Origin of the sequence: Pseudomonas fluorescens, from assembly GCF_001708445.1 — a bacterium.
GTDB classification, from domain to species: Bacteria; Pseudomonadota; Gammaproteobacteria; order Pseudomonadales; family Pseudomonadaceae; genus Aquipseudomonas; species Aquipseudomonas gorinensis.
In genome coordinates this window covers 1428698-1449976 of sequence record NZ_CP015637.1, presented here as the reverse complement: position 1 = coordinate 1449976, position 21279 = coordinate 1428698, and the positions used below count along the sequence as shown (strand labels likewise).

21 protein-coding genes are annotated in these 21279 nt (G+C 60.4%); 9 read left to right on the top strand and 12 right to left on the bottom strand.

What is annotated here, in order from left to right:
* Window positions 1-2 precede the first annotated feature (2 nt).
* Window positions 3-2147, bottom strand: coding sequence for an ATP-dependent DNA helicase DinG (gene dinG / locus A7317_RS06460; protein ID WP_024073871.1), 2145 nt, complete (start codon window positions 2145-2147; stop codon window positions 3-5).
* Between the two features lie 99 nt (window positions 2148-2246).
* Here dinG and A7317_RS06455 point away from each other — a divergent pair, with 99 nt between their 5' ends.
* A complete protein-coding gene (locus A7317_RS06455; protein WP_024073870.1) occupies window positions 2247-2711 on the top strand; it encodes a CopD family protein in 465 nt (154 codons plus the stop codon).
* A 68-nt stretch (window positions 2712-2779) separates the two neighbouring features.
* On the opposite strand, the gene A7317_RS06450 is transcribed toward A7317_RS06455, so the two are convergent.
* Both A7317_RS06450 and A7317_RS06445 read right to left on the bottom strand, forming a co-directional pair.
* On the bottom strand, window positions 2780-3538 hold the full coding sequence (locus A7317_RS06450) for a hypothetical protein (RefSeq protein WP_041160858.1): 759 nt from the start codon (window positions 3536-3538) through the stop codon (window positions 2780-2782).
* Window positions 3539-3695: 157 nt separating this feature from the next.
* Window positions 3696-4391: an OmpA family protein gene (locus A7317_RS06445; RefSeq protein WP_069075399.1), complete on the bottom strand. Its 696-nt coding sequence runs from the start codon at window positions 4389-4391 to the stop codon at window positions 3696-3698.
* 188 nt (window positions 4392-4579) lie between these two features.
* Between A7317_RS06445 and A7317_RS06440 the strand changes: the two genes are divergently transcribed.
* The 5 genes from A7317_RS06440 to A7317_RS06425 all read left to right on the top strand — a co-directional run bounded on the left by A7317_RS06440 (window position 4580) and on the right by A7317_RS06425 (window position 7258).
* On the top strand, window positions 4580-5077 hold the full coding sequence (locus A7317_RS06440) for a DUF6231 family protein (RefSeq protein WP_024073867.1): 498 nt from the start codon (window positions 4580-4582) through the stop codon (window positions 5075-5077).
* A 4-nt stretch (window positions 5078-5081) separates the two neighbouring features.
* Window positions 5082-5552, top strand: coding sequence for a YchJ family protein (locus A7317_RS06435; protein WP_024073866.1), 471 nt, complete (start codon window positions 5082-5084; stop codon window positions 5550-5552).
* Between the two features lie 20 nt (window positions 5553-5572).
* The gene (locus A7317_RS06430) at window positions 5573-6055 is read left to right on the top strand and encodes an LEA type 2 family protein (RefSeq protein WP_024073865.1); all 483 of its coding nucleotides are present in this window, start codon (window positions 5573-5575) and stop codon (window positions 6053-6055) included.
* Window positions 6052-6252 (top strand): SEC-C metal-binding domain-containing protein, encoded by a 201-nt coding sequence (locus A7317_RS29840; protein ID WP_003189235.1) that lies wholly within the window; start codon window positions 6052-6054, stop codon window positions 6250-6252. The genes A7317_RS06430 and A7317_RS29840 overlap by 4 nt, the downstream gene beginning before the upstream one ends.
* Window positions 6253-6613: 361 nt before the next feature.
* On the top strand, window positions 6614-7258 hold the full coding sequence (locus tag A7317_RS06425; protein ID WP_069075398.1) for a glutathione S-transferase N-terminal domain-containing protein: 645 nt from the start codon (window positions 6614-6616) through the stop codon (window positions 7256-7258).
* 226 nt (window positions 7259-7484) lie between these two features.
* Here A7317_RS06425 and A7317_RS06420 read toward each other — a convergent pair whose 3' ends face one another.
* The 6 genes from A7317_RS06420 to A7317_RS06395 form a co-directional block, all read right to left on the bottom strand.
* Window positions 7485-8303, bottom strand: a complete 819-nt coding sequence (locus A7317_RS06420) for a helix-turn-helix transcriptional regulator (RefSeq protein WP_069075397.1) — start codon at window positions 8301-8303, stop codon at window positions 7485-7487.
* Between the two features lie 5 nt (window positions 8304-8308).
* Complete coding sequence (locus tag A7317_RS06415) at window positions 8309-8848, bottom strand: kinase inhibitor (protein ID WP_069075396.1); 540 nt, start codon at window positions 8846-8848, stop codon at window positions 8309-8311.
* Window positions 8849-9296: 448 nt separating this feature from the next.
* A complete protein-coding gene (locus A7317_RS06410; RefSeq protein ID WP_069075395.1) occupies window positions 9297-9710 on the bottom strand; it encodes a SufE family protein in 414 nt (137 codons plus the stop codon).
* Entirely contained in the window at window positions 9707-10912 is a 1206-nt protein-coding gene (locus A7317_RS06405) for an aminotransferase class V-fold PLP-dependent enzyme (RefSeq protein ID WP_069075394.1), read from the bottom strand. The genes A7317_RS06410 and A7317_RS06405 overlap by 4 nt, the downstream gene beginning before the upstream one ends.
* A gap of 68 nt (window positions 10913-10980) precedes the next feature.
* Window positions 10981-12015 (bottom strand): 2,3,4,5-tetrahydropyridine-2,6-dicarboxylate N-succinyltransferase, encoded by a 1035-nt coding sequence (gene dapD / locus A7317_RS06400; protein ID WP_024073820.1) that lies wholly within the window; start codon window positions 12013-12015, stop codon window positions 10981-10983.
* 32 nt (window positions 12016-12047) lie between these two features.
* Window positions 12048-12356 carry an arsenate reductase gene (locus A7317_RS06395; RefSeq protein WP_229999207.1) on the bottom strand — a complete coding sequence of 103 codons (309 nt, stop codon included), beginning with the start codon at window positions 12354-12356 and terminating at the stop codon, window positions 12048-12050.
* A gap of 267 nt (window positions 12357-12623) precedes the next feature.
* Between A7317_RS06395 and A7317_RS06390 the strand changes: the two genes are divergently transcribed.
* Window positions 12624-14267, top strand: coding sequence for a Na+/H+ antiporter (locus A7317_RS06390; protein ID WP_069075393.1), 1644 nt, complete (start codon window positions 12624-12626; stop codon window positions 14265-14267).
* A gap of 12 nt (window positions 14268-14279) precedes the next feature.
* Here A7317_RS06390 and dapC read toward each other — a convergent pair whose 3' ends face one another.
* From dapC to map, 3 genes are all read right to left on the bottom strand, one after another.
* Window positions 14280-15479 (bottom strand): succinyldiaminopimelate transaminase, encoded by a 1200-nt coding sequence (gene dapC, locus A7317_RS06385; RefSeq protein ID WP_069075392.1) that lies wholly within the window; start codon window positions 15477-15479, stop codon window positions 14280-14282.
* A 44-nt stretch (window positions 15480-15523) separates the two neighbouring features.
* The gene (locus A7317_RS06380; protein ID WP_024073823.1) at window positions 15524-18226 is read right to left on the bottom strand and encodes a [protein-PII] uridylyltransferase; all 2703 of its coding nucleotides are present in this window, start codon (window positions 18224-18226) and stop codon (window positions 15524-15526) included.
* 64 nt (window positions 18227-18290) lie between these two features.
* Complete coding sequence (gene map / locus A7317_RS06375; protein WP_024073824.1) at window positions 18291-19085, bottom strand: type I methionyl aminopeptidase; 795 nt, start codon at window positions 19083-19085, stop codon at window positions 18291-18293.
* A gap of 386 nt (window positions 19086-19471) precedes the next feature.
* On the opposite strand from map, the gene rpsB reads away from it, so the two are divergent.
* Window positions 19472-20209: a 30S ribosomal protein S2 gene (gene rpsB, locus A7317_RS06370; RefSeq protein WP_003219330.1), complete on the top strand. Its 738-nt coding sequence runs from the start codon at window positions 19472-19474 to the stop codon at window positions 20207-20209.
* Window positions 20210-20400: 191 nt separating this feature from the next.
* Window positions 20401-21264 (top strand): translation elongation factor Ts, encoded by an 864-nt coding sequence (gene tsf, locus A7317_RS06365; RefSeq protein ID WP_024073825.1) that lies wholly within the window; start codon window positions 20401-20403, stop codon window positions 21262-21264.
* The last annotated feature ends 15 nt before the right edge of the window (window positions 21265-21279 follow it).

Genomic DNA, 21279 nt, shown 5'->3' with positions numbered 1-21279 from the left:
GCTTAAGAAATTTCGCGCCTGAATGGCGGCAACGCATTCAGGATGGCTTTGCCATAGCGCTGGGTAACCAAGCGCCGATCGAGCAACGTGATGGTGCCGCGGTCTTCTTCGGTACGCAGCAAGCGCCCGCAGGCCTGCACCAGCTTCAGTGAAGCATCCGGTACCGAGATTTCCATGAACGGGTTGCCGCCCCGCGCCTCGATCCACTCGGCCAAGGCAGCCTCGACCGGGTCATCCGGCACCGAGAACGGAATCTTGGCGATGACCACGTGCTCACAGTAGGCACCGGGCAAGTCCACGCCTTCGGCAAAACTGGCCAGGCCGAACAGCACGCTGGAATCCCCGCCATCGACCCGCGCCTTGTGCTTGTTCAGGGTTTCCTGCTTGGACAGGTTGCCCTGGATAAACACTTGCTTGCGCCAGTCACGGTCGAGGCCATCGAACACGTCCTGCATCTGTTTGCGTGAGGAAAACAATACCAGGGTGCCGCGTGAACCTTCCACCAGGGACGGCAGGTCACGGATGATGGCGGCCGTGTGAGCCGGCGCATCCCGAGGGTCGGCCTTGAGGTCGGGCACGCGCAGCACGCCGGCGTCGGCATGATGAAACGGGCTCGGCACCACAGCAGTCACCGCCTTTTTCGGCAGGCCGGCGCGCATGCGGAAGCGGTCGAAGGTGCCCAGGGCGGTCAGCGTGGCCGAGGTTACCAGGCAGCCATACGCGACATTCCACAAGTTGCGGCGCAGCATTTCGGCAGCCAGGATCGGGCTGGCATTGACCTCGATATCGAACAGCGCGCCGCTTTCCGACAGGGTCAGCCAACGCGCCATGGGCGGGTTGTCTTCCGGGTCTTCGGCGGTAAACGCGGTCCACAACTCCCAGTTGCCCTGGGAACGGGACAGCAGGCTACCGAACAGCGGGTACCATTCCTCGGCCTGGTTGCTGGCGATGCCGATATTCACCTCGCCGTCCATGCCCTCCTTGAGCAGGTCGGTCAGGCGGGTGAACAGGTCGGTCAGGCGCGAAAAGCCTTTCTTGAGCTCAACGCCCATTTCGCGCATGTGCTCGGGGATCAGCCCACCCACAAAACGATGGCGCGGGCGCTCTCGGCCCTCCACGTCTTCGCCAGGTTTAAAGTCGGCCACCTGTTCACAGGCGCTGAACATGAACTGCTGCTGGGTTTTGATCTCGCGCGCCAGCTCCGGCACCTGTTCGATCAGCTTGCCCAGGTCGCCGGGCAAGGGGTGCTGGGCGAGCAACTTGGTGAGGTTCTTGGCGGTGGTCTCCAGCCAGTCGGCGGTGGAGCGCAGGCGCGTGTAGTGGGCGAAGTGGCCGATGGCCTTATCGGGCAGGTGGTGGCCTTCGTCGAAGACGTAGAGCGTGTCGCGTGGGTCCGGCAGTACAGCGCCGCCGCCCAGGGCCAGGTCGGCCAGGACCATGTCGTGGTTGGTGACGATCACATCGACCTTGCCCATGCCTTCCCGTGCCTTATAGAAGGCGCACTGGCCGAAGTTCGGGCAATGGCGGTTGGTGCACTGGCTATGGTCGGTGGTCAGGCGCGCCCAATCGGCATCTTCCAGGGCGGTGGGCCAGCTGTCGCGGTCGCCGTCCCATTTATTGCCAGCCAATTTCTCGATCATGCTGGTAAACAGCTTCTGGCTGACTTCATCAACCTCGATCTTGAAGCCTTCTTCTTCAAACAGCGACGCCGTGGCGGTTTGCGCATGGCCTTCCTGCAACAGCACGTCGAGCTTGGACAGGCACATATAGCGGCCACGCCCCTTGGCCAGGGCGAAGGTGAAGTTCAGGCCGCTGTTGCGCATCAGGTCGGGCAGGTCTTTGTAGACAATCTGCTCCTGCAGGGCGACGGTGGCGGTGGCGATCACCAGGCGCTTGCCGGCGGCCTTGGCGGTCGGGATCGCGGCCAGGCTGTAGGCCACGGTCTTGCCGGTACCGGTGCCGGCTTCGACGGCCACGACCGCAGGCTCACCTTCGCGGCGACCTTCGTCGTCGGTGTCGATATCCCCGAGGACCTTGGCCACTTCGGCGATCATCAGGCGTTGGCCATAGCGCGGTTTCAAGCTCTTGGCTTCGAGAAAACGCGTATAGGCGCCCTGGATCGTGGTTTTGAGTTCAGTGCTGATCATGGATAGTCGGGCGCAAAAAACGCTGGATAAATTTTCAGTGGTTCGAATCGGCCGCTATCATACCCCGCTAATTAATCCCGCGCAGAACGGAGTACCACAATGACCGTCTTCAGCCTCGTCTACACCCTGCATGTATTGGCCGCCCTGATCTGGGTCGGCGGCATGTTTTTCGCCTGGATGATCCTGCGCCCCGCCGCTGTGGCGGCCCTTGAGGGCCCTGCCCGACTCAAGTTGTGGGCAAATGTGTTTCAACGTTTTTTCGTGTGGGTCTGGGTGGCGGTGCTGGTTTTGCCGATCAGCGGCGTTGGCCTGCTGCACCTGCGCTTCAGCGGGTTCGAGACCGCACCGCGCTATGTGCAGGTGATGATGGGCTTGTATGTGGTGATGACCGCGCTGTTTATCCGCATCCAGGCGTTGAAGTTCCCGGAACTGCGCACGGCGGTAGCGGCTGAAGACTGGCCGGCGGGCGCGGCGGCGCTGGGGCAGATTCGCAAGTTGGTAGGGATCAATTTGATCGTGGGGTTGTTGCTGGTGGCGATTGCTTCGGCGCGGCCGATGTTCTGAGGCGACCTTCAACCTGGCTCGGGAGCAGGTCGGTGCGACGTGCTCCCGAGGGCGTCAGACCCGACGACTCAAAGTCGTTGGATGGTCACAGAGCCCGCAGGCCCAGCTGGCCCCGGCTGGCCTTCCAAACCTGGGCGGCCTTTTTCGCCGCCATCAGCGCGGTACACCAGGCAGCCTTTGGATTGCCCGCCCTTGCCAGGTTTACCCGCCGTACCGGCCAAGCCGCCCGGGCCACCATCGACCCAGACCTTGATCCGCTCGCTCGGAAAGTCCTGCGGCAGCTCGAGGCGTACTTGCGCTCCCGCTGCACCGGGAAGGCCGTCGCCGCCATTATCTCCATTGGCCCCCCGCCCGGCCGAACCCCAGGTACAACCCGGGTCTTCACCGTTGGCGCCATCCAGGCCGGCATACCCTTGTGCACCCGCGCCGCCACGGGCATCCACCGACAATGTTTCAGCGGCCAGTGCATTGATACGCAAGGTCAGGTCGCGCCCGGCCTTGGCCGGTTTTTCATGGGTGCCAGGGGCACCGCGCGAGGTGATCTGGCTGCCGTGTTCCAACTGCGCCTGGCGCACTTGCAACTGCAACCCTGTGTTGCCCGGCGCGATGGTAATGCGCGCCTCACGGCCCAGGTGCAGTTGATCCACCGTGACCTGGCTGATCGTGGCCGGGATCAGCAAGGTGCCGTAATCCGCCACGTCCAGGCGCTCCAGTTGCAACACGCTGGTGCTGGAAGGCAGGCGCATCAACGAATTGGTTTCAACACTGACGCTCTGGGCCAGGGCAACGGGGCTGACCAACAGGGCCAACAGAAAAACCTTACGCATCATGGGGCTCCTGAGTGTTTTCAAATTTTTCTTTGGGCGCACAGTAACGACTTCTACAGGCGATTTGCCAGTGAAGGATCAAAAAACTTGAGAAAGGAGCGATTTCAACGAAGATCGCCAACAATGCCCCTGTGGAATCCCACAGGGGCAAGGGCTGTCAGCGGTTGATCTGGATTTCCACGCGGCGGTTCAATGCGCGGCCTTCAGCGGTTTTGTTGTCGGCCACCGGGTGGCTTTCACCCGCGCCGGTCACGGACACAAAGTTGCTGCGAGGCACGCCGGCACTGATCAGGTAGTCGGTGACCGAGCGCGCGCGTTTTTCCGAGAGTTTCTGGTTGTAGGCGTCTTTGCCGACGCTGTCGGTATGGCCGCTGACCCGCAGTTGGGCACTTGGGGCCTCCTTTTTCAGGCGAGTGGCGATGGTGTCGAGCTTGGTCTTGTCCGCAGCCGTCAATTTGGCCGAGTCGAACTGGAAGTGCACATCGCGAATCACGATGGTTTCTTCCTTGACCACCACCACTTCCTCTACCACCGCCGCTGGCGGCGCAGGTGGGCAGCCATTGGCGTCGACCTGCACGCCCTTCGGAGTACCCGGGCACTTGTCACGGCTGTCCGGCACGCCATCGCCGTCTTCATCCGCGTCGCCATGAACCCAGCAATACGCGCCGGCCATGCCGCCGACCAGCAATGCGCCATAACCGGCGTAGGCCGAGCTTTCCGTCGCGCCAATCGCCGCGCCGGTCACGCCGCCGGCAGCGGCACAGGTGGGCCAATCGGTTTTTTGCAAGCCTGCGCAACCTGTCAATACTCCGGTTAGCAGAACCAAAGGTAGAACTGTCCGCATGATGCTCATCTGATTTCTCCTGAGGGATCGGCGGGGGCCGATGGGTGGAGTAAAGACGGCTCTTTTCAACTGCGCCACTACGCCACGCCCCGTATTCATTGAGGATCGCCGCACTTGTAGGACTTTTCGCTACCGCCCGCTCTAGGCCCGCACGCTCAGCCGCGCTAGTCTCTAGGGTCATGATGTGAGGATCTCTGATGACCGCTGGTATTTCTTCCCGTACGCCCCAGCAAGCGCTGGCCGCTTTGCTCGATCTGCACCAGCCCAAACGCCTGCTGCTGTTGGGCTCCAGCCAATTCCCGGCACTGGAGGCCTTTGAGGCGGCGCACCCAGACACCCAGGTGTTCATCGCACAGCCTGGGGCATTGCCCGCGGAACTGGCAGCGCAGCGTTTTGACCTGGCACTGGTGGTCGACTGCCTGGAGCACCTGTCAAAACCTCAAGGACTGACCTTGCTTGGCGGCATTCGTAACCTCAACGCAAGCCGCATCGCGGTACTGGTAGACCTGGCCGCCTGCGACTGGAAGGACACCGACTTTTTCTCCCTGGCCCTGCAGGCCGGCGAGCGCTTCCAGCGCCTTGATCAGGTCCTGACGTTGTTCACCTATGATCTGCTTGACTATAAACAGGTGCCGGACTGGCTCAACGCACGCTTCTGGGCCAACCCGGAAAACTTCGGAAAGTATTGGTGGTAACCCGATGAGTACATCCATATGTCCCTGCGGCAGCGGTAACCTGCTGGATGCCTGCTGCGGCCATTATCACGCTGGCCACCCGGCGCCCTGCGCGAGCGCCCTGATGCGCTCGCGCTACAGCGCCTACGTGCTGGGCCTGGTCGACTACCTGGTGAGCACCACATTGCCTGCGCAACAGGCCGGCCTGGACCGCGACGCCATCAGTGCCTGGAGCTTGCAGAGCACCTGGCTGGGCCTTGAGGTCGAAAGCTCCGAGGTATTCGGCGGCCAGCCGGAGCACGCCTTTGTGACGTTTACCGCGCGCTGGCATGACAGCACCGGCGAACATAGCCACCGCGAGCAGTCTTCTTTCGTACAGAATGAGGGGCGCTGGTACTTCATCGACCCGACCGTGGACGTGAAGGCCGGGCGCAATGATGCCTGCCCGTGCGGCAGCGGGCAGAAGTTCAAGAAGTGCTGCGCCAGCTACCTCTAACCCCATGACAGGACAGCGCCATGCACCGGATGTACAGCTTAATGCTGGCGTTGACCCTCACTCTGACGGGCTGCGCCTCCTGGTTTGAAGACGACTCGCCGCCGCCCCACGTCTCCCTGGTGAAAGTGGAGGTGGTACGGGCCAAGTTGCTTGAGCAGAAATTCAAGCTGTATTTCCGCGTGGACAACCGCGACGACGCAGACCTGACCGTGCGCGGCCTGATCTACAAGGTCACCCTGGGCGACTTTGTGCTGACCGAGGGCGAGTCCAATGAGTGGCTCACCGTACCGCCGCGCGGCCACGCGTTCTTCAAGGTGTCGGTGCGCACCAACCTATGGCCGCAGATACGCGATGTGGTGCAGATGCTGAAAAAACCCGACCAGCCCGTGCCTTATCGCCTGGACGGCGAGCTGAAAACCGGATTATTCATCGAGTATGACGTGCAGGTGGCCCACAATGGCGAGATAATACCCGGCGATTTTATTCCGGAGCGACATCGATGACTCAGCAACCCCATGTCCATGGTCCTGACTGCAACCACGATCACGATCATCATGATCACGACCACGGCCATGTCCACGGCCCGAACTGCGGCCACGCTCACCAGGAGCCAGTGCGCAATGCGTTGAAGGACGTTGGTCGCAACGATCCGTGCCCATGCGGCAGTGAGAAAAAATTCAAGAAGTGCCACGGGGCGTAAGCCGCGCGGTAGCCCCAAATGTGGGAGCAACTGTCCTGGTGGCTTTAGAGAGTCACTCCCTGCGAGGGGCAGCAAAACTCCCACATGCTTGACGGCGCTCCAAGTCCAGGACTTGCGCTGGCACTGCAACCCCCTCCCCCCGTCTCCCGACGAATCAAGCTCCCCCCCATGTGCCCAGGCAATGGAGGCGCCCCCACGCTTTCAGCCGAAGGCTATGGTGTGCTACGCGCAACCGCCACTGCGGGCGTGGGCAGACAGCGCAGCCTGAAAGGCTTCTAACCTTAGACGTAAATGTTTCATTGAATTATGACCCGTCGATCATCACCTATACATGCAGGCATTCGCTCATTTGGAGAGCTTCATGATCGACCTGTATTACTGGACCACCCCTAACGGTCACAAAGTATCGCTGTTCCTGGAAGAAGCCGGGCTGCCCTACAAGGTGCACCCGATCAACATCGGCCAGGGCGACCAGTTCAAGCCTGACTTCCTGAAGATCGCTCCCAACAACCGCATCCCGGCCATCGTCGACCAGAACCCGAACGACGGCGGCGCGCCGATTTCACTGTTTGAATCCGGTGCAATCCTGCTGTACCTCGCGGAAAAAACCGGCCAGTTCATTCCCCAGGACCTGCGCGGTCGCCAGGAAGTACTGCAATGGCTGTTCTGGCAAATGGGCGGGTTGGGGCCGATGGCGGGCCAGAACCATCACTTCAGCCAATTTGCACCGGAGAAGCTCCCCTACGCGATCAAGCGTTATGTGGATGAAACCGCGCGTTTGTATGGGGTACTGGATCGACGCCTGGCGGATCGTCCGTTCGTGGCGGGTGAGGCCTACAGCATTGCCGACATGGCCATTTACCCCTGGATCGTTTCCCACAAGTGGCAGAGCCAGCGGTTGGAAGATTTCCCACACGTTCATCGCTGGTTCAACAGTATCAAGGAACGCCCGGCAACCCTGCGCACTTACGAACTGGTGCAAAAGGTCAACCCGCCCAAGTCCTGAGCATTATTCTTGAAACCCACCCGGTCACATGTGGGGGCCTGCCCCGGATAACCATGGGTATCCACGAAAGCTTTGTAGCAGCCGACGGTAAGCTGCTACAAAGTTTTGCCACTTCAGGCACGGGTACTTGGATTGCCCTGGCAACGAATCGGTGCAGTTGGAACGGCAAGCTGAGCAGGCGCTTCACTCGATTGGCGGGCTGTACGAAGCAGGGGAAGGAAAATGCTCAAATCGCCGCCCGCAATTCACGCGGTGACAGGCCATAGTGTGAGCGAAAGCGCACAGCAAAACGTGAGGCCGAGGCATAACCGCAGGCGCCGGCAATTTCACCGATCGGGCGAGAAGTCGTTTGCAACCGTTGCAATGCTGCCGACAGTCGAACGCCCTCCAAAATATTCCTGAAACTATTACCCTCTTTCGCCAGTTGGCGGCGCAATGTCGACATACCCAGGTTCATGTGTTGTGCGATGCTCGCGACCGTCCAGTCTCTCTCCGGCCTGGCCATTACCAGTTGCTGCACACGTTCACACAGTGGATCGTTGCGCCCCATCAGCAGAGGCCCGACCTGGCCGCCAAGGCATAGGCTCAGAAGAACCGCTTCCCCATAATGTGTGCATAGTGCCTGTGGGGCGTTCCCATTGATGGCGGCCAACAACTGCTCCCATGCCTGGGTTGTGTGCCTGTCCAGAGGAACGCAGAGATCGGTCTTCAGTGCACCGCGACCGCTCACAATCTGCTGGCTATATCGGGTGCTGAAGTTACGTAATGTCGAGACGGGAAAGGTCACCGCATCGGCGATGTAGTGACCGTGAGGGCCAGGAAAGTTGGAGATACCAAGCTCGCGCCCGGCCGGCATCAGAATCAGATGCTGAGGCCCCGCGCGCATCTCCCGGTCATCCCATTGCAACAGTTTTTCCCCCTGCCGCACTCGACACAAGGTGGTCACGAACACCGGCACCCTTGGCAAGGTGAGGGGTTGTCGCGCCCGTATGACACATGCATCGATAATGTTTTCCCGGTGCTGTATGCCGTCACAAGGGCGCATCGTTCTTAACGTCCGTACGTTGAAGTAATGGTCGCTTTGGCCAGGACGTTGGCGTTGAGCATGTAACCTACCAAGGCTCCGCTGGCCTGGTTGTCGAGCGGTAGCTTATCGGCTTTCAATGCCCATACGGTGAATTGATAGCGATGGGGTTTATCTCCGACAGGTGGGCAAGCGCCACCGAACCCCGGCTGGCCATAATCGGTTCGCCCTTGTACGGCACCTGCGGGCAAGTTCGCCCCTACACCTCTTGGCAAGCTATGGGTGGAAGCTGGCAGGTTAACCACCGTCCAATGCCACCAACCGCTACCGGTGGGTGCATCGGGATCGTAAACAGTGATCGCGTAGCTTTTAGTCCCCGCAGGGGCGTCTTTCCAGGAAAGCTCAGGAGACGTGTTGCCACCTTCGCACCCGAAGCCCTGGAACACTTCGCGACTGGTCAGCGGACGATTGTCAGCAATATCCCGGCTGGTCAGTACGAAATCGGCAGCGTATCCACTGAATGTCACTGCCATGGAAAGTGCAGGCAGGATTAATCTGATTTTCATCGCGACTCCATCTGAGTCCTAAAGTGAAGCTCGATTCTAGGTTGAGCAAAGCGTGGTTACTGTGCCGAAACGCTCGATAACAGTGCCGAAATGCTCAATAGCTCAGGCTCTGGCTTTGGCTCTGGCTCTGGCTCTGGCTTTGGCTTTGGCTTTGGCTTTGGCTTTGGCTTTGGCTTTTGATCTTGATCTTGATCTTAGGCGCCCCGTTAAACCACGCTGGCCGAACGCAGGCTTGAATCCGTGGGTAACCCGGCAGGACCTGCGCAGCAGCCCCAAAACCAGCCTCTACAGAGTGTCTGATACACCGCGTTCTTCTTGACTGGGGCTGCTTCGCAGCCCAACGCGGGACAAGCCCGCTCGCCACAACAGCCCTATCTGCCGCGCGTTCAGCGTTGAGCCAAAGTTGTGTAGATACCCATGCTCATCGGGGGCAAGCCCCCTCCCACATTCAGTTGTGTGTATGGCTGAGTTCGCGCATGCGCTGCAAGACAGCATTCAGACCATTGCTGCGCGACGGCGACAACTGGCGGGAAAGCCCCAACTGATTGAACCAGTCGGGCAAGTCGACCGCCTGCAATTCAGCCGTCGATAATCCGTTGACCCGCGCCAGCAGCAACGCCACCAAGCCACGAATCATCCGCGCATCGCTGCTCGCGGCGAATTGCCAATGACCCTGCTCCAGGCGCCCCACCAACCACACCAGGCTCTCACAGCCCTGCACCAGGTTGGCATCGACCTTATCTTCATTCGCCAATGCGGGCAGACGTTCACCCCACTGCATCAACATTCGCGCGCGTTGTTCCCAGCTGCCGACAGACTGGAAGGCTTCCAGCGCAGCCAGCGCATCCACTGGCAGGCTCACCGCAACATATCCAGCGCCTGGTCCAGGGCTTCAAAGAAGCGTTCCAGGTCATCGGAGTCGTTATACAGCGCCAGGGATACACGGATCGCTCCCGACAAATGCATCGCCTTGAGCAGCGGCATTGCGCAATGATGGCCGGCGCGCACTGCAATGCCTTGCTCAGTCAGCAGGTGGGCAAGGTCGGCGTTGTGCACGCCTTCGACTACAAAGCTGACCAACGCCACCTGTGGCGCTCCCAGTACGCGTACGCCGTTGCGAGCTTTCAGCCCGCGCAGCAGGTAGTCATGCAGGGCCGCTTCATGGGCGACCACCGCCGGCAGATCCAGGGAGTTCAGGTAGTCCAGGGTCGCGCCCAGGCCAATCACGCCGGCAATCGGCGGGGTTCCGGCCTCGAAACCCAACGGGGCAGGGCGAAAGCTGGCGCTGTGGTAGTCGGCCTGTTGCACCATTTCGCCGCCGAATTGCCAGTGGCGCAGGTGATGCAGGGCTTCGTTGCGGCCATACAGCACGCCGACGCCATCCGGGCCATACAGCTTGTGGCTGGAAAATACATAGAAGTCGCAACCCAGGGCCTGCACATCATGCCGGCCATGGACGATGCCCTGTGCCCCGTCCACCACCGTAAGGGCACCGTGGGCGCGGGCCAGCGGTAGCAGGGTTTCCAGCGGCTGCCAGGCACCGAGGACGTTGGATAACTGGCTCACCGCCAGCAGTCGCGTGCGCGGGCCGATCAGTGCGGCGGCGGCTTCAAGGTCAATCACGCCATCATCGCCCAGCGGCAATACCAACAGTGTGAGCGCGCGGCGTTTGGCCAACTGCTGCCAGGGCAGCAGGTTGGCGTGGTGTTCCAGGGCGCTGATGACAATTTCATCGCCCGCGTTGAATAAGTGCTCAAGGCCATAGGCCAGGAGGTTCAGCGCAGAGGTTGCGCCGTGGGTAAAGATAATTTGCCCGCTGTCGCCTGCATTCAGCCATTGCGCGACCTTGCTGCGGCTGTCCTCGAACGCCTGTGTTGCATGGGCCCCCGGCAAATGCTGGGCACGGTGCACGTTGGCAGCGCCATTGACGTAGTAATGGCCGATGGCATCCAGCAGGGCTTGAGGTTTTTGCGTGGTGGCGGCGTTATCCAGATAGGTCTGGTCTTGCCGTTGCAGGGTGGCGATGGCCGGAAAGTCGGCGCGCCAGGGAGAGGGCACAAGCATGGGGTCAAGACTCGTATAAGCGAACCGCGCCTCGAAGGCGCGGCCCGCTAGTGGCATCGAGTGGCTGCTTAGTTGTGAGCGTGCAGCGCTTCGTTCAGTTCGATGGCCGATTTGTGGGTTTTGCATTCCACGGCACCGGTCTCGGAGTTACGGCGGAACAGCAGGTCCGGTTGGCCGGCCAGTTCGCGCGCCTTGACCACCTTGACCAGTTGGTTCTTCTCGTCGAGCAGCGCAACCTTGGTGCCGGCGGTCACGTACAGGCCAGATTCCACGGTATTACGGTCGCCCAACGGGATACCGATACCGGCGTTGGCGCCGATCAGGCAGCCTTCGCCGACCTTGATCACGATATTGCCGCCGCCCGACAGGGTGCCCATGGTGGAGCAACCGCCGCCCAGGTCCGAACCCTTGCCGACGAACACACCCGCCGACACACGGCCTTCGATCATGCCCGGGCCTTCGGTGCCGGCATTGAAGTTGACGAAACCTTCGTGCATCACGGTGGTGCCTTCGCCCACATAGGCGCCCAGGCGGATACGCGCGGCGTCAGCGATACGCACGCCGCTCGGCACTACGTAGTCGGTCATTTTCGGGAACTTGTCCACCGAGAACACTTCCAGCACTTCGCCGCGCAGGCGCGCTTCCAACTGGCGTTCGGCCAGTTCATTGATGTCGATTGCGCCCTGGCTGGTCCAGGCCACGTTCGGCAACTGTGGGAACACACCGGCCAGGCTCAGGCCGTGAGGCTTGACCAGGCGATGGGACAGCAGGTGCAGCTTGAGGTAGGCCTCAGGCGTGGAGGTCAACGCGGCGTCTTCGGCCAGCACGGTGGCGACCAGCGGGTTGTGGCTTTCCGCCAGGCGGCTCAGCAAGGCTGCCTGGGTGGCATCGACGCCTTTGAGCGCATCCGCCAGTTGCAGGGCCTGGGCGACGGTGAAGGTGATCGCCTGGTTGCCTTCGCTGTAGCCAAGGATCGGCGCGATGGCGGCAACGATTTCAGCCGATGGGTTGAGCAAGGGTTGTGCGTAAAACACTTCCAGCCAAGCACCTTGGCGGTTCTGAGTGCCGACGCCGAAGCCCAGGCTGAACAGGGAATTGGACATGCTGTTACCTCTACAAAAATGGAAGGGCTGGCCTACTTGAGGGCCGCCGAATAACTATCTGGCTTGAAGCCAATCAGGGTTCTGTCACCGAGATCAAGCACCGGGCGCTTGATCATCGAGGGTTGTGCGAGCATCAGTTCAATGGCTTTCGACTGATCGAGATCGGCTTTGCGTTCGTCTTCGAGTTTGCGAAAGGTGGTGCCCGCACGGTTCAAAACCACCTGCCAACCGTGCTCGTTGCACCATTGGGTCAAGTGTTCGCGATCGATGCCGGCCGTTTTGTAGTCGTGGAACTCATAGCTGACACCGTGCTCATCGAGCCAGGTGCGCGCCTTTTTCATGGTGTCGCAGGCTTTGATGCCGAAAAGGTGCAACGTTTTGCTTGAAGCGGTCAAGGAATTGCCCCCTTTTGGACAAATGAAACTGAAAGGTCACGGATTATGCCACGACCAGCGGCTTTGGGTGCCGCTCGTCAGCACCGTGCGACTATTGTGCAAAAGCCAGCACGCAGCATAGGTGGGTAACATACCCAGGTAATATGGCACTTCAACGGCCAGTTGTTGCCTGATGTGTGTCGTTGCAAGTCGATCGTCCGGGAAACCCGCGTTATGCAAACCGCCTACACCGTTCTTATCCTGCTGATGCTGGTCAGCGTTTCGCGTCTGGTGGGGCGCATCATCCCGCTGCCGTTACCCCTGGTGCAGATTGCGGCGGGTGCCTTGCTGGCCTGGCCCACGCTGGGGCTGCATGTGGCGCTGGACCCGGAGTTGTTCCTGTTTCTGTTCCTGCCACCGTTGTTGTTCTCGGATGGCTGGCGCATGCCCAAGCGTGAGTTGTGGCGCCTGCGCGGCCCGATCCTGACGTTGGCGGTGGGGCTGGTGCTGTTCACCGTGGTCGGTGCTGGCTACTTCATTCACTGGCTGTTGCCTGCGATTCCGTTGCCGGTGGCCTTCGCCCTGGCGGCGGTGTTGTCGCCGACGGACGCCGTGGCGGTGTCGGCCATTTCCCAGAACCGTTTACCTACACCCCTGATGCATATGCTCCAGGGCGAGGCGCTGATGAATGATGCCTCGGGCCTGGTGACCTTCAAGTTCGCCCTGGCGGCAGCGTTGACCGGCGTGTTTTCACTGGCGGATGCCAGCCTCACCTTTGTCCTGGTGGCCATGGGTGGGCTGGCGGTCGGGGTGGCGTTGAGCTGGCTGGTTGGCCGATTGCGCGCCTGGATGATCGCCCGCGGTTGGGATGATCCGGCCACCCACGTGGTTTTCATGCTGCTGCTACCGTTTGCCGCGTATGTGCTGGCCGAACGCTTGGGGGCTTCGGGGATTTTGTCGGCGGTGGCGGCGGGCATGATGCAAAGCTGGCTTGATCTGCTGCCGCGCCAGACCAGCACGCGCTTGCTCAACCGCAGTGTATGGTCGTTGCTGGAATTTGCCTTCAACGGCCTGATCTTCCTGCTGCTCGGCCTGCAACTGCCAGACATCATCAAGGCCGTGGTAAGCCATGAAGCCACGCTCTGGCCGACGTTGTTGTACCGCTGCCTGGACGTGATCGCGATTTTCCTGGTGCTGCTGGTGTTGCGATTTATCTGGGTACAGAGCATATGGCGGCTGTCGGGCCTGTTGCGGCGGCTACGGGGGAAAAGCGAGCTGACGTTGGTGCCTACTGCCCGTTCCTGTTGGCTGTTGACCATCGGCGGTGTGCGCGGGGCGGTGACCTTGGCCGGTGTGATGTCGGTGCCTTTGCTGTTGGCGCCGGGGCAGGACTTCCCGGAGCGTGACCTGCTGATTTTCATCGCCGCCGGGGTGATCCTGCTCTCGCTGATCGCCGCCTGCATCGCCTTGCCGCTGTTGCTGCGCGGCATCGAAAAGAGCCCGGATGAAAAGCGCCACAACGAAGTGCGTGAGGCCTGGAAAAAAACCGCCGTCGCGGCCATCCATGCCCTGGAGGCAGATGAACCCTCTGAAACCGAAACCCAGGATGCCGCCCAGGCCGCGCTCGCCACTGAACTCAAGGCGCGGTTGATGTCGGAATACCGTCATCAATTGGAGGTGTTCAACGATTCGGCCGAGGCCCAGGCGCTCGCTCAGCAAATGGATCTGCTTGAGCGCAAGCTTCGGCTCAAGGCGCTGCGTGCGCAGCGCTTGGAGTTGTACAGCTTGAGCCGTCATCACCAGATTGGTGATGACGTCTTGAGGGAGGTATTGGCGGGTCTGGATATGAGTGAGGCAAACCTGGGTCAAGTGAAATGACCCGTGAGGGGCTTACCGGCGACGCTGAATGAAATCCCGAATCCGCTCGGCCGCTTCCACGCACTCGGCCAATGGCGCAACCAGTGCCAGGCGCACACGGCCGGCGCCGGGGTTGAAGCCATCCACTTCGCGTGACAGGTACGAGCCCGGCACCACGGTGACGTGTTCTTCCACGAACAGGTCGCGGCAGAATGCAGCATCGTCGCCTTCCACGTTCGGCCACAGGTAGAAACCACCGTCCGGGCTTTGCACGTCCAGTACCGGCTTGAGGATTGCCAGCACCGCGTCGAATTTCTCGCGGTACAGGTCACGGTTGGCTTTTACGTGAGCTTCGTCGTGCCAGGCGGCAATGCTGGCCAATTGGGTCTGCACCGGCATTGCACAGCCGTGGTAGGTGCGGTAAAGCAGGAATGCCTTGAGGATATCGGCGTCGCCGGCGACAAAGCCGGAGCGCAGGCCTGGCAGGTTGGAGCGTTTGGACAGGCTGTGGAACACCACGCAACGCTTGAAGTCCTCGCGGCCCAGTTCCACGCAGGCGCTGAGCAGGCCTGGCGGCGGGGTTTGTTCGTCGAAGTAGAGCTCGCTGTAGCATTCGTCGGCGGCAATGACGAAGTCATACTCGTCGGCCAGCGCGATCAGTTTTTTCAGGGTTTCAACCGGGATCAGCGCGCCGGTCGGGTTGCCGGGGGAGCACAGGAACAGGATCTGGCAGCGTTTCCAGATGTCCGGCGACACGGCGTCGAAATCCGGGTTGAAACCGTTCGCATCCAGGCATGGCAGGTAGTGCGGCTTGGCCCCGGCCAGGAACGCGGCGCCTTCGTAGATCTGATAGAACGGGTTGGGGCTGACCACCAGGGCATCGTCGCCGCGGTTGACCACGGTCTGGGTGAAGGCGAACAGTGCTTCGCGGGTGCCGTTGACCGGCAGGATATTGCGCGCCGGGTCGAGCCAGCCCTTGGGTACATTGAAGCGACGTTCGCACCAGGCACCGATGGCCTCGCGCAATGCCGGGAGGCCCAGGGTGGTTGGGTAGACCGCCATCTGGTCGAGGTTATCTGCCAGCGCCTTGGCCACGAATTCCGGGGATTTATGCTTCGGTTCGCCGATGGACAGCGCGATCGGGCGTTTGCTTGGGTTGGGCGTGACGCTGCCGAGCAGGGCGCGCAGTTTCTCGAACGGGTAGGGCTGCAGCTGGTTCAGGGCGTTGTTCATCGGTGGATCTCGTGCAAGGCGTTAAAAACTGGGGGCGGCGCTGATTAAATGGTCAGTCGTGTCAGTTCGACACCGGGTTCCTGGGTCACGCTCAGCTGCTGGACGATCGCGTCCTGCAGGCGACGGCACAGCTCCGGGTCGGACAGCGGCTGGTTATCGGCGTCGGTGATGAAGAACACGTCTTCCACGCGCTCGCCCAGGGTCGCAATCTTGGCATTCTGCAACGACAGGTCGAACTCCAAAAAGATGCCGCCGATCCGTGCCAACAGGCCCGGACGGTCCGGCGCGCTGAGCTCCAGCACGGTCACCGGGCGCTGTGCATCGTTGGAGATGGTCACCTGGGGGGCGAAGGCAAAATGCTTGAGCTGGCGAGGTACCCGGCGCTGGATGATGGTCGGGTAGTCATCCGGGTTGCGCAGCGCTTCAGTGAGCCCTTCGCGAATCTTTTTGACCCGCGCCGGGTTGTCGCCAATCGACTCGCCTTCGGTGTCGAGCACGATGTAGGTGTCGAGGGTGAACTGGCTGCTGGAGGTGATCACACGGGCGTCATGGATGTTCAGGTTGAGCTGGTCCATGGCGGCCACGGTCACGGCGAAGAAGTCGTGCTGGTCGGGCGCGTAGATGAAGATCTGCGTGCCGCCCTCGAATTCGCGCTGGGTGGTTTCTTTGATCAAGACCAGCGGGCCGCCATCGGCGGGTTGCTGGAGGATGGCGTCGCTGTGCCAGGCCACATCGCCGGCAGTGTGGCGCAGGAAATAATCATCACCCAGTTGCGACCAGAGCTGTTCGACGTCGTCCGGGTCGTTGCCGCCGCGCACCAGGATATCCAAGGCCGCGCTTTGGGTACGGCGGATCTGTTCTTCGCGGTCCACCGGGTTTTCCAGGCCGCGACGCAGGGCGCGCTTGGTCTCGGTGTAGAGTTGGCGCAACAGGCTGGCGCGCCAGGAGTTCCACAGCGTCGGGTTGGTGGCGTTGATATCGGAGACGGTCAGTACGTACAGGTAGTCGAGGCGGGTTTCATCGCCGACGATCTGTGCGAAATCGTGGATCACCTGCGGGTCGGATAAGTCCTTGCGCTGGGCGGTGGTCGACATTATCAGGTGGTTCTGCACCAGCCAGACAATCAGGCGGCTGTCCCACAACGGCAACTGATGGCGCTGGCAGAAGGCCTCGGCGTCAACCGCACCGATTTCCGAGTGATCGCCATGCCGGCCTTTGCCAATGTCGTGATACAGGCCGGCCAGGTAGATCAGCTCGGGCTTGGGCAGCTTGGCCATGAGCTTGCTGGCCAGCGGGAATTTTTCTGAGACCTGGGTGTACTGCAACTTACGCAGGTGCTTGATCAGGTTCAGGGTGTGGGCGTCCACCGTGTAGATGTGGAAGAGGTCGTGCTGCATCTGCCCGACGATAAAACCGAACTCCGGCAGGTAACGCCCGAGGATCCCGTAGCGGTTCATCCGCCGCAGGTTGCGGTGGATGCCGATCTTGCATTTGAACAGTTCGATAAACAGGCTGGTGTTGCGGATGTCATTGCGAAAATCATCGTCGATCAGGTGACGGTTTTCCCGCAACAGGCGGATCGTATCGGCACGCACGCCTTTGATTTCCGGCTGCTGGGCCATCAGCACGAAGATTTCCAGCATGGCGAACGGGGTGCGGCGGAACACGTTGTCGCTACGCGCCTCGATATAGCCGTCGTGCAGCTGGAAACGCGCGTTGATCGGCTGCGGCGGTGCTTCGTCTTCCGGGGCCAGGATCACTTCTTCGAAGTGCTGGATGATCAGGTCGCTGAGCTGGGCAATGCTCATGACCACCCGGTAGTACTGCTGCATGAAGCTTTCGATGCTGGTCTTCGCGTCTTCGCCTTCAAAACCGAGCAGGGTGGCGATGGACCGCTGGTGGTCGAACAGCAGGCGGTCTTCGGAGCGCCCGGCGAGCATGTGCAGGGCGTAGCGCACTTTCCACAGGAATTCCTGGGACGAGGCCAGCAGGGCGTTTTCGCTTTCCACCAGAAAACCCTCGCCGGCCAGGGCGCGCAGGTTCAGGGTGCCGTACTGGCGGCGGGCGACCCACAGGATGGTCTGGATGTCCCGCAGCCCGCCCGGCGAGCCTTTGACGTTGGGTTCCAGGTTGTATTCGGTGTCGTTGTACTTGTGGTGCCGGGCTTTCTGCTCGGCACGCTTGGCCAGGAAGAAATCCTTGCTGGGCCACATGTGTGCGGTGCTCGTGACTTCGAGCATGCGCTGGCGCAGGCGCTCGGGGCCGGCGATGGTGCGGCTTTCCATCAGGTTGGTGATGACGGTCAGGTCGGCACGGGCTTCTTCGGCGCATTCGTCGACCGAGCGCACGCTCTGGCCGACCTCAAGGCCGATATCCCACAACAGCGTCAGAAAACGCTCGATGGAATCGCGAAAGATCTCATGATCGGCACTGTCCAGCAGGATCAGCAAATCGATGTCGGAGTAGGGGTGCAGTTCACCACGGCCATAGCCGCCGACCGCGACCAGGGCGATATCGGCGTCTTCGCTCCAGGTGAACTGTTCCCAGGCCTTTTGCAGGATGTTATCGATGAACCAGGCGCGGTCCTCGATCAGCCGGCGAATGTCCCGGCCGCTGCGAAAGCGCTCGTCGAGCACCTCGCGGGCCTGGCGGATAGCCTTCTTGAAGGCGGCGATAGGGCTCGCCTTCAGCGCCAGTTCGGCCTGGAACTGGCCACGGTCGAAGAGTTCGGGATCCACCTGGGGCATTGATCGGCTTTCCTTTCTATCTATCAGTCAGTCAGAACACAGTGGGGGAAAACCTGGGCAGCCGTTACGCCGAAGCCGCACCCGAAATGCGTGGGATCGTGTCGTCCGCACGCAGGGTGAAGATTTCGTAGCCGGTGTCGGTGACCAGCAGGGTGTGTTCCCACTGGGCCGAGAGCTTGCGGTCCTTGGTGATGGCGGTCCAGCCGTCGCCCAGAACCTTGGTGTCGGCCTTGCCCTGGTTGATCATCGGCTCGATGGTGAAGGTCATGCCTGCCTTGAGTTCCATGCCGGTGCCGGCGCGGCCGTAGTGCAGGATCTGCGGTTCTTCGTGGAACACCTTGCCGATACCGTGGCCGCAGAATTCGCGGACGACCGAGAAACCGTTCTTTTCCGCGTGCTTCTGGATCACTTCACCGATGTCGCCCAGGCGGCAGCCAGGCTTGACGATCTCGATGGCCTTGTACATGCATTCCTGGGTGACCTGGGACAGGCGCTCAGCCCAGACCGGTACGGTGCCGACGTGGAACATGCGGCTGGTGTCGCCGTGGTAGCCATCCTTGATCACGGTGACGTCGATGTTCAGGGTGTCCCCGTCTTTCAACGGCTTATCGCCGGGAATCCCGTGGCATACCACGTGGTTGATCGAGGTGCAGATCGACTTGGGGAAGCCCTTGTAGTTCAGCGGCGCAGGGATGGCCTTTTGCACGTTGACGATATAGTCGTGGCAGATACGGTCCAGCGCTTCAGTAGTGACGCCTGGCTTGACGTGTTCGGCGATCATTTCCAGCACGTCGGCAGCCAGTTTGCCGGCAACGCGCATGCCTGCGATGTCTTCGGCGGTTTTCAAAGTGACGGTCATACAGGCTCTCTCTAGCGCGACGCGCTGAAATCAATACGGTTTGCGGGCGTGCGACAAAAGGTTACAGAATTCGCACAAGCCCAAAAAACGCGATTCTACCAGACGCGGGTGGCAAATCATGAGCGTCTGGTGATCGGTTCTCTCTATAAGGTGGGGCTATATTGGCTCTATTCAAAGGCTTGCGCAAAAGACGTCGTTGGCAAATGTGATTGCGGGTTTCGTTTTCGCCCTTGCTGTGGTATAAAATGCGCCGCTTTCCGGGGATACCCCGCAAAGCTTAAATCCACACACGTGTCGACACGATGACCTGGGTGCCGGAGGCCTTGATGCCGCTGGTTGGTCATTGGGATACGTGGAGGCCAAACCCGACTTATTAAGGAACTATCATGTCCCAAGTCAACATGCGCGATATGCTGAAGGCCGGTGTGCACTTCGGTCACCAGACCCGTTACTGGAACCCGAAAATGGGTAAGTACATTTTCGGCGCGCGTAACAAGATCCACATCATCAACCTTGAAAAAACCCTGCCAATGTTCAACGAAGCGCTGACTTTCGTAGAGCGCCTGGCCCAGGGCAAAAACAAGATTCTGTTCGTTGGCACCAAGCGTTCCGCTGGCAAGATCGTTGCTGAAGAAGCAGCACGTTGCGGTTCGCCGTACGTCGATCACCGCTGGTTGGGCGGCATGCTGACCAACTTCAAAACCATCCGTGCTTCCATCAAGCGTCTGCGTGACCTTGAAGTGCAAGCCGAAGACGGTACTTTCGCCAAGCTGACCAAGAAAGAGGCGCTGATGCGCACTCGCGACCTGGAAAAGCTCGATCGTTCCCTGGGTGGTATCAAGGACATGGGCGGTCTGCCTGACGCACTGTTCGTTATCGACGTTGATCACGAGCGCATCGCGATCACCGAAGCCAACAAGCTGGGCATCCCTGTTATCGGCGTAGTCGATACCAACAGCAGCCCGGAAGGCGTTGACTACATCATCCCAGGCAACGATGACGCCATCCGCGCTATCCAGCTGTACATGGGTTCGATGGCTGACGCTGTTATCCGTGGTCGCAACCACGTTGCTGGTGGCACCGAGCAGTTCGTTGAAGAAGCTCCGGTAGCCGCAGCTGAGTAATTGACGCCCTGGCGTTGACTCAGTAAGCAAAAAGGGGGCTTGGCCCCCTTTTTGCCACCTCGAAAACCATTTGTCGGCAGCGCAGCTACATCATCTGTAACGTGCAGCGGCCTACAAGGGAGATTCGGGAAGAATTGATCGCCCGTTTGATCGGGTGGAATGGTTGAAAACCTATCCAAGAGGATTTTGAAATGGCAGAGATTACTGCAGCGTTGGTCAAAGAACTGCGTGAGCGTACCGGCGAAGGCATGATGGATTGCAAAAAGGCCTTGACCAAGGCCGGCGGCGACATCGAAAAAGCCATTGATGACATGCGTGCTTCCGGCGCCATCAAGGCTGCCAAGAAAGCAGGCAACGTTGCTGCTGAAGGCGCTATCGCCCTGAAGGAAGACGGTAAATCCGCAGTCCTGCTGGAAGTGAACTCGCAGACTGACTTCCTGGCCCTGCAGGACGACTTCAAGGCATTTGTTGCTGCCAGCGTTGAGAAAGCGTTCGCCGACAAACTGACTGACGCCGCTCCGCTGATCGAAGCTCAAGAAGCAGACCGTCTGGTACTGGTCGGCAAGGTTGGCGAAAACGTCAACATTCGTCGCCTGGTTCGCGTTGAAGGTGATGTTGTTGGTGGTTACCTGCACGGCAACAAGATCGGTGTAGCTGTTGTTCTGAAGGGCGGCACTGTTGAGCTGGCCAAAGACATCGCTATGCACGTAGCGGCCAGCAATCCTGAGTTCCTGCTGCCATCGGAAGTGTCTGCTGACGCAATCGAGCGCGAAAAAGCTGTGTTCCTGAGCCTCAACGCTGACAAAATCGCTGGCAAGCCAGAGAACATCGTTGAAAACATGATCAAAGGCCGTATCAGCAAGTTCCTGGCTGAAGCAAGCCTGGTTGAGCAGGCGTTCGTCAAGAACCCTGAAATCAAGGTTGGCGAGCTGGCCAAGAAAGCCGGTGCTGAAATCGTTTCCTTCACTTACTTCAAAGTAGGCGAAGGCATCGAGAAGCCGGTCGACAACTTCGCTGAAGAAGTTGCTGCCCAGCTGGCTGCCGCCAAGCAATAAGACAGGTTCCAACTG

Bases quoted from the DNA above. Each gene is read 5' to 3' on its own strand.
- dinG (WP_024073871.1), bottom strand. From the start codon at position 2,147: ATGATCAGCACTGAACTCAAAACCACGATCCAGGGCGCCTATACGCGT.
- A7317_RS06455 (WP_024073870.1), top strand. From the start codon at position 2,247: ATGACCGTCTTCAGCCTCGTCTACACCCTGCATGTATTGGCCGCCCTG.
- A7317_RS06450 (WP_041160858.1), bottom strand. From the start codon at position 3,538: ATGCGTAAGGTTTTTCTGTTGGCCCTGTTGGTCAGCCCCGTTGCCCTG.
- A7317_RS06445 (WP_069075399.1), bottom strand. From the start codon at position 4,391: ATGAGCATCATGCGGACAGTTCTACCTTTGGTTCTGCTAACCGGAGTA.
- A7317_RS06440 (WP_024073867.1), top strand. From the start codon at position 4,580: ATGACCGCTGGTATTTCTTCCCGTACGCCCCAGCAAGCGCTGGCCGCT.
- A7317_RS06435 (WP_024073866.1), top strand. From the start codon at position 5,082: ATGAGTACATCCATATGTCCCTGCGGCAGCGGTAACCTGCTGGATGCC.
- A7317_RS06430 (WP_024073865.1), top strand. From the start codon at position 5,573: ATGCACCGGATGTACAGCTTAATGCTGGCGTTGACCCTCACTCTGACG.
- A7317_RS29840 (WP_003189235.1), top strand. From the start codon at position 6,052: ATGACTCAGCAACCCCATGTCCATGGTCCTGACTGCAACCACGATCAC.
- A7317_RS06425 (WP_069075398.1), top strand. From the start codon at position 6,614: ATGATCGACCTGTATTACTGGACCACCCCTAACGGTCACAAAGTATCG.
- A7317_RS06420 (WP_069075397.1), bottom strand. From the start codon at position 8,303: ATGCGCCCTTGTGACGGCATACAGCACCGGGAAAACATTATCGATGCA.
- A7317_RS06415 (WP_069075396.1), bottom strand. From the start codon at position 8,848: ATGAAAATCAGATTAATCCTGCCTGCACTTTCCATGGCAGTGACATTC.
- A7317_RS06405 (WP_069075394.1), bottom strand. From the start codon at position 10,912: ATGCTTGTGCCCTCTCCCTGGCGCGCCGACTTTCCGGCCATCGCCACC.
- dapD (WP_024073820.1), bottom strand. From the start codon at position 12,015: ATGTCCAATTCCCTGTTCAGCCTGGGCTTCGGCGTCGGCACTCAGAAC.
- A7317_RS06395 (WP_229999207.1), bottom strand. From the start codon at position 12,356: ATGAAAAAGGCGCGCACCTGGCTCGATGAGCACGGTGTCAGCTATGAG.
- A7317_RS06390 (WP_069075393.1), top strand. From the start codon at position 12,624: ATGCAAACCGCCTACACCGTTCTTATCCTGCTGATGCTGGTCAGCGTT.
- dapC (WP_069075392.1), bottom strand. From the start codon at position 15,479: ATGAACAACGCCCTGAACCAGCTGCAGCCCTACCCGTTCGAGAAACTG.
- A7317_RS06380 (WP_024073823.1), bottom strand. From the start codon at position 18,226: ATGCCCCAGGTGGATCCCGAACTCTTCGACCGTGGCCAGTTCCAGGCC.
- map (WP_024073824.1), bottom strand. From the start codon at position 19,085: ATGACCGTCACTTTGAAAACCGCCGAAGACATCGCAGGCATGCGCGTT.
- rpsB (WP_003219330.1), top strand. From the start codon at position 19,472: ATGTCCCAAGTCAACATGCGCGATATGCTGAAGGCCGGTGTGCACTTC.
- tsf (WP_024073825.1), top strand. From the start codon at position 20,401: ATGGCAGAGATTACTGCAGCGTTGGTCAAAGAACTGCGTGAGCGTACC.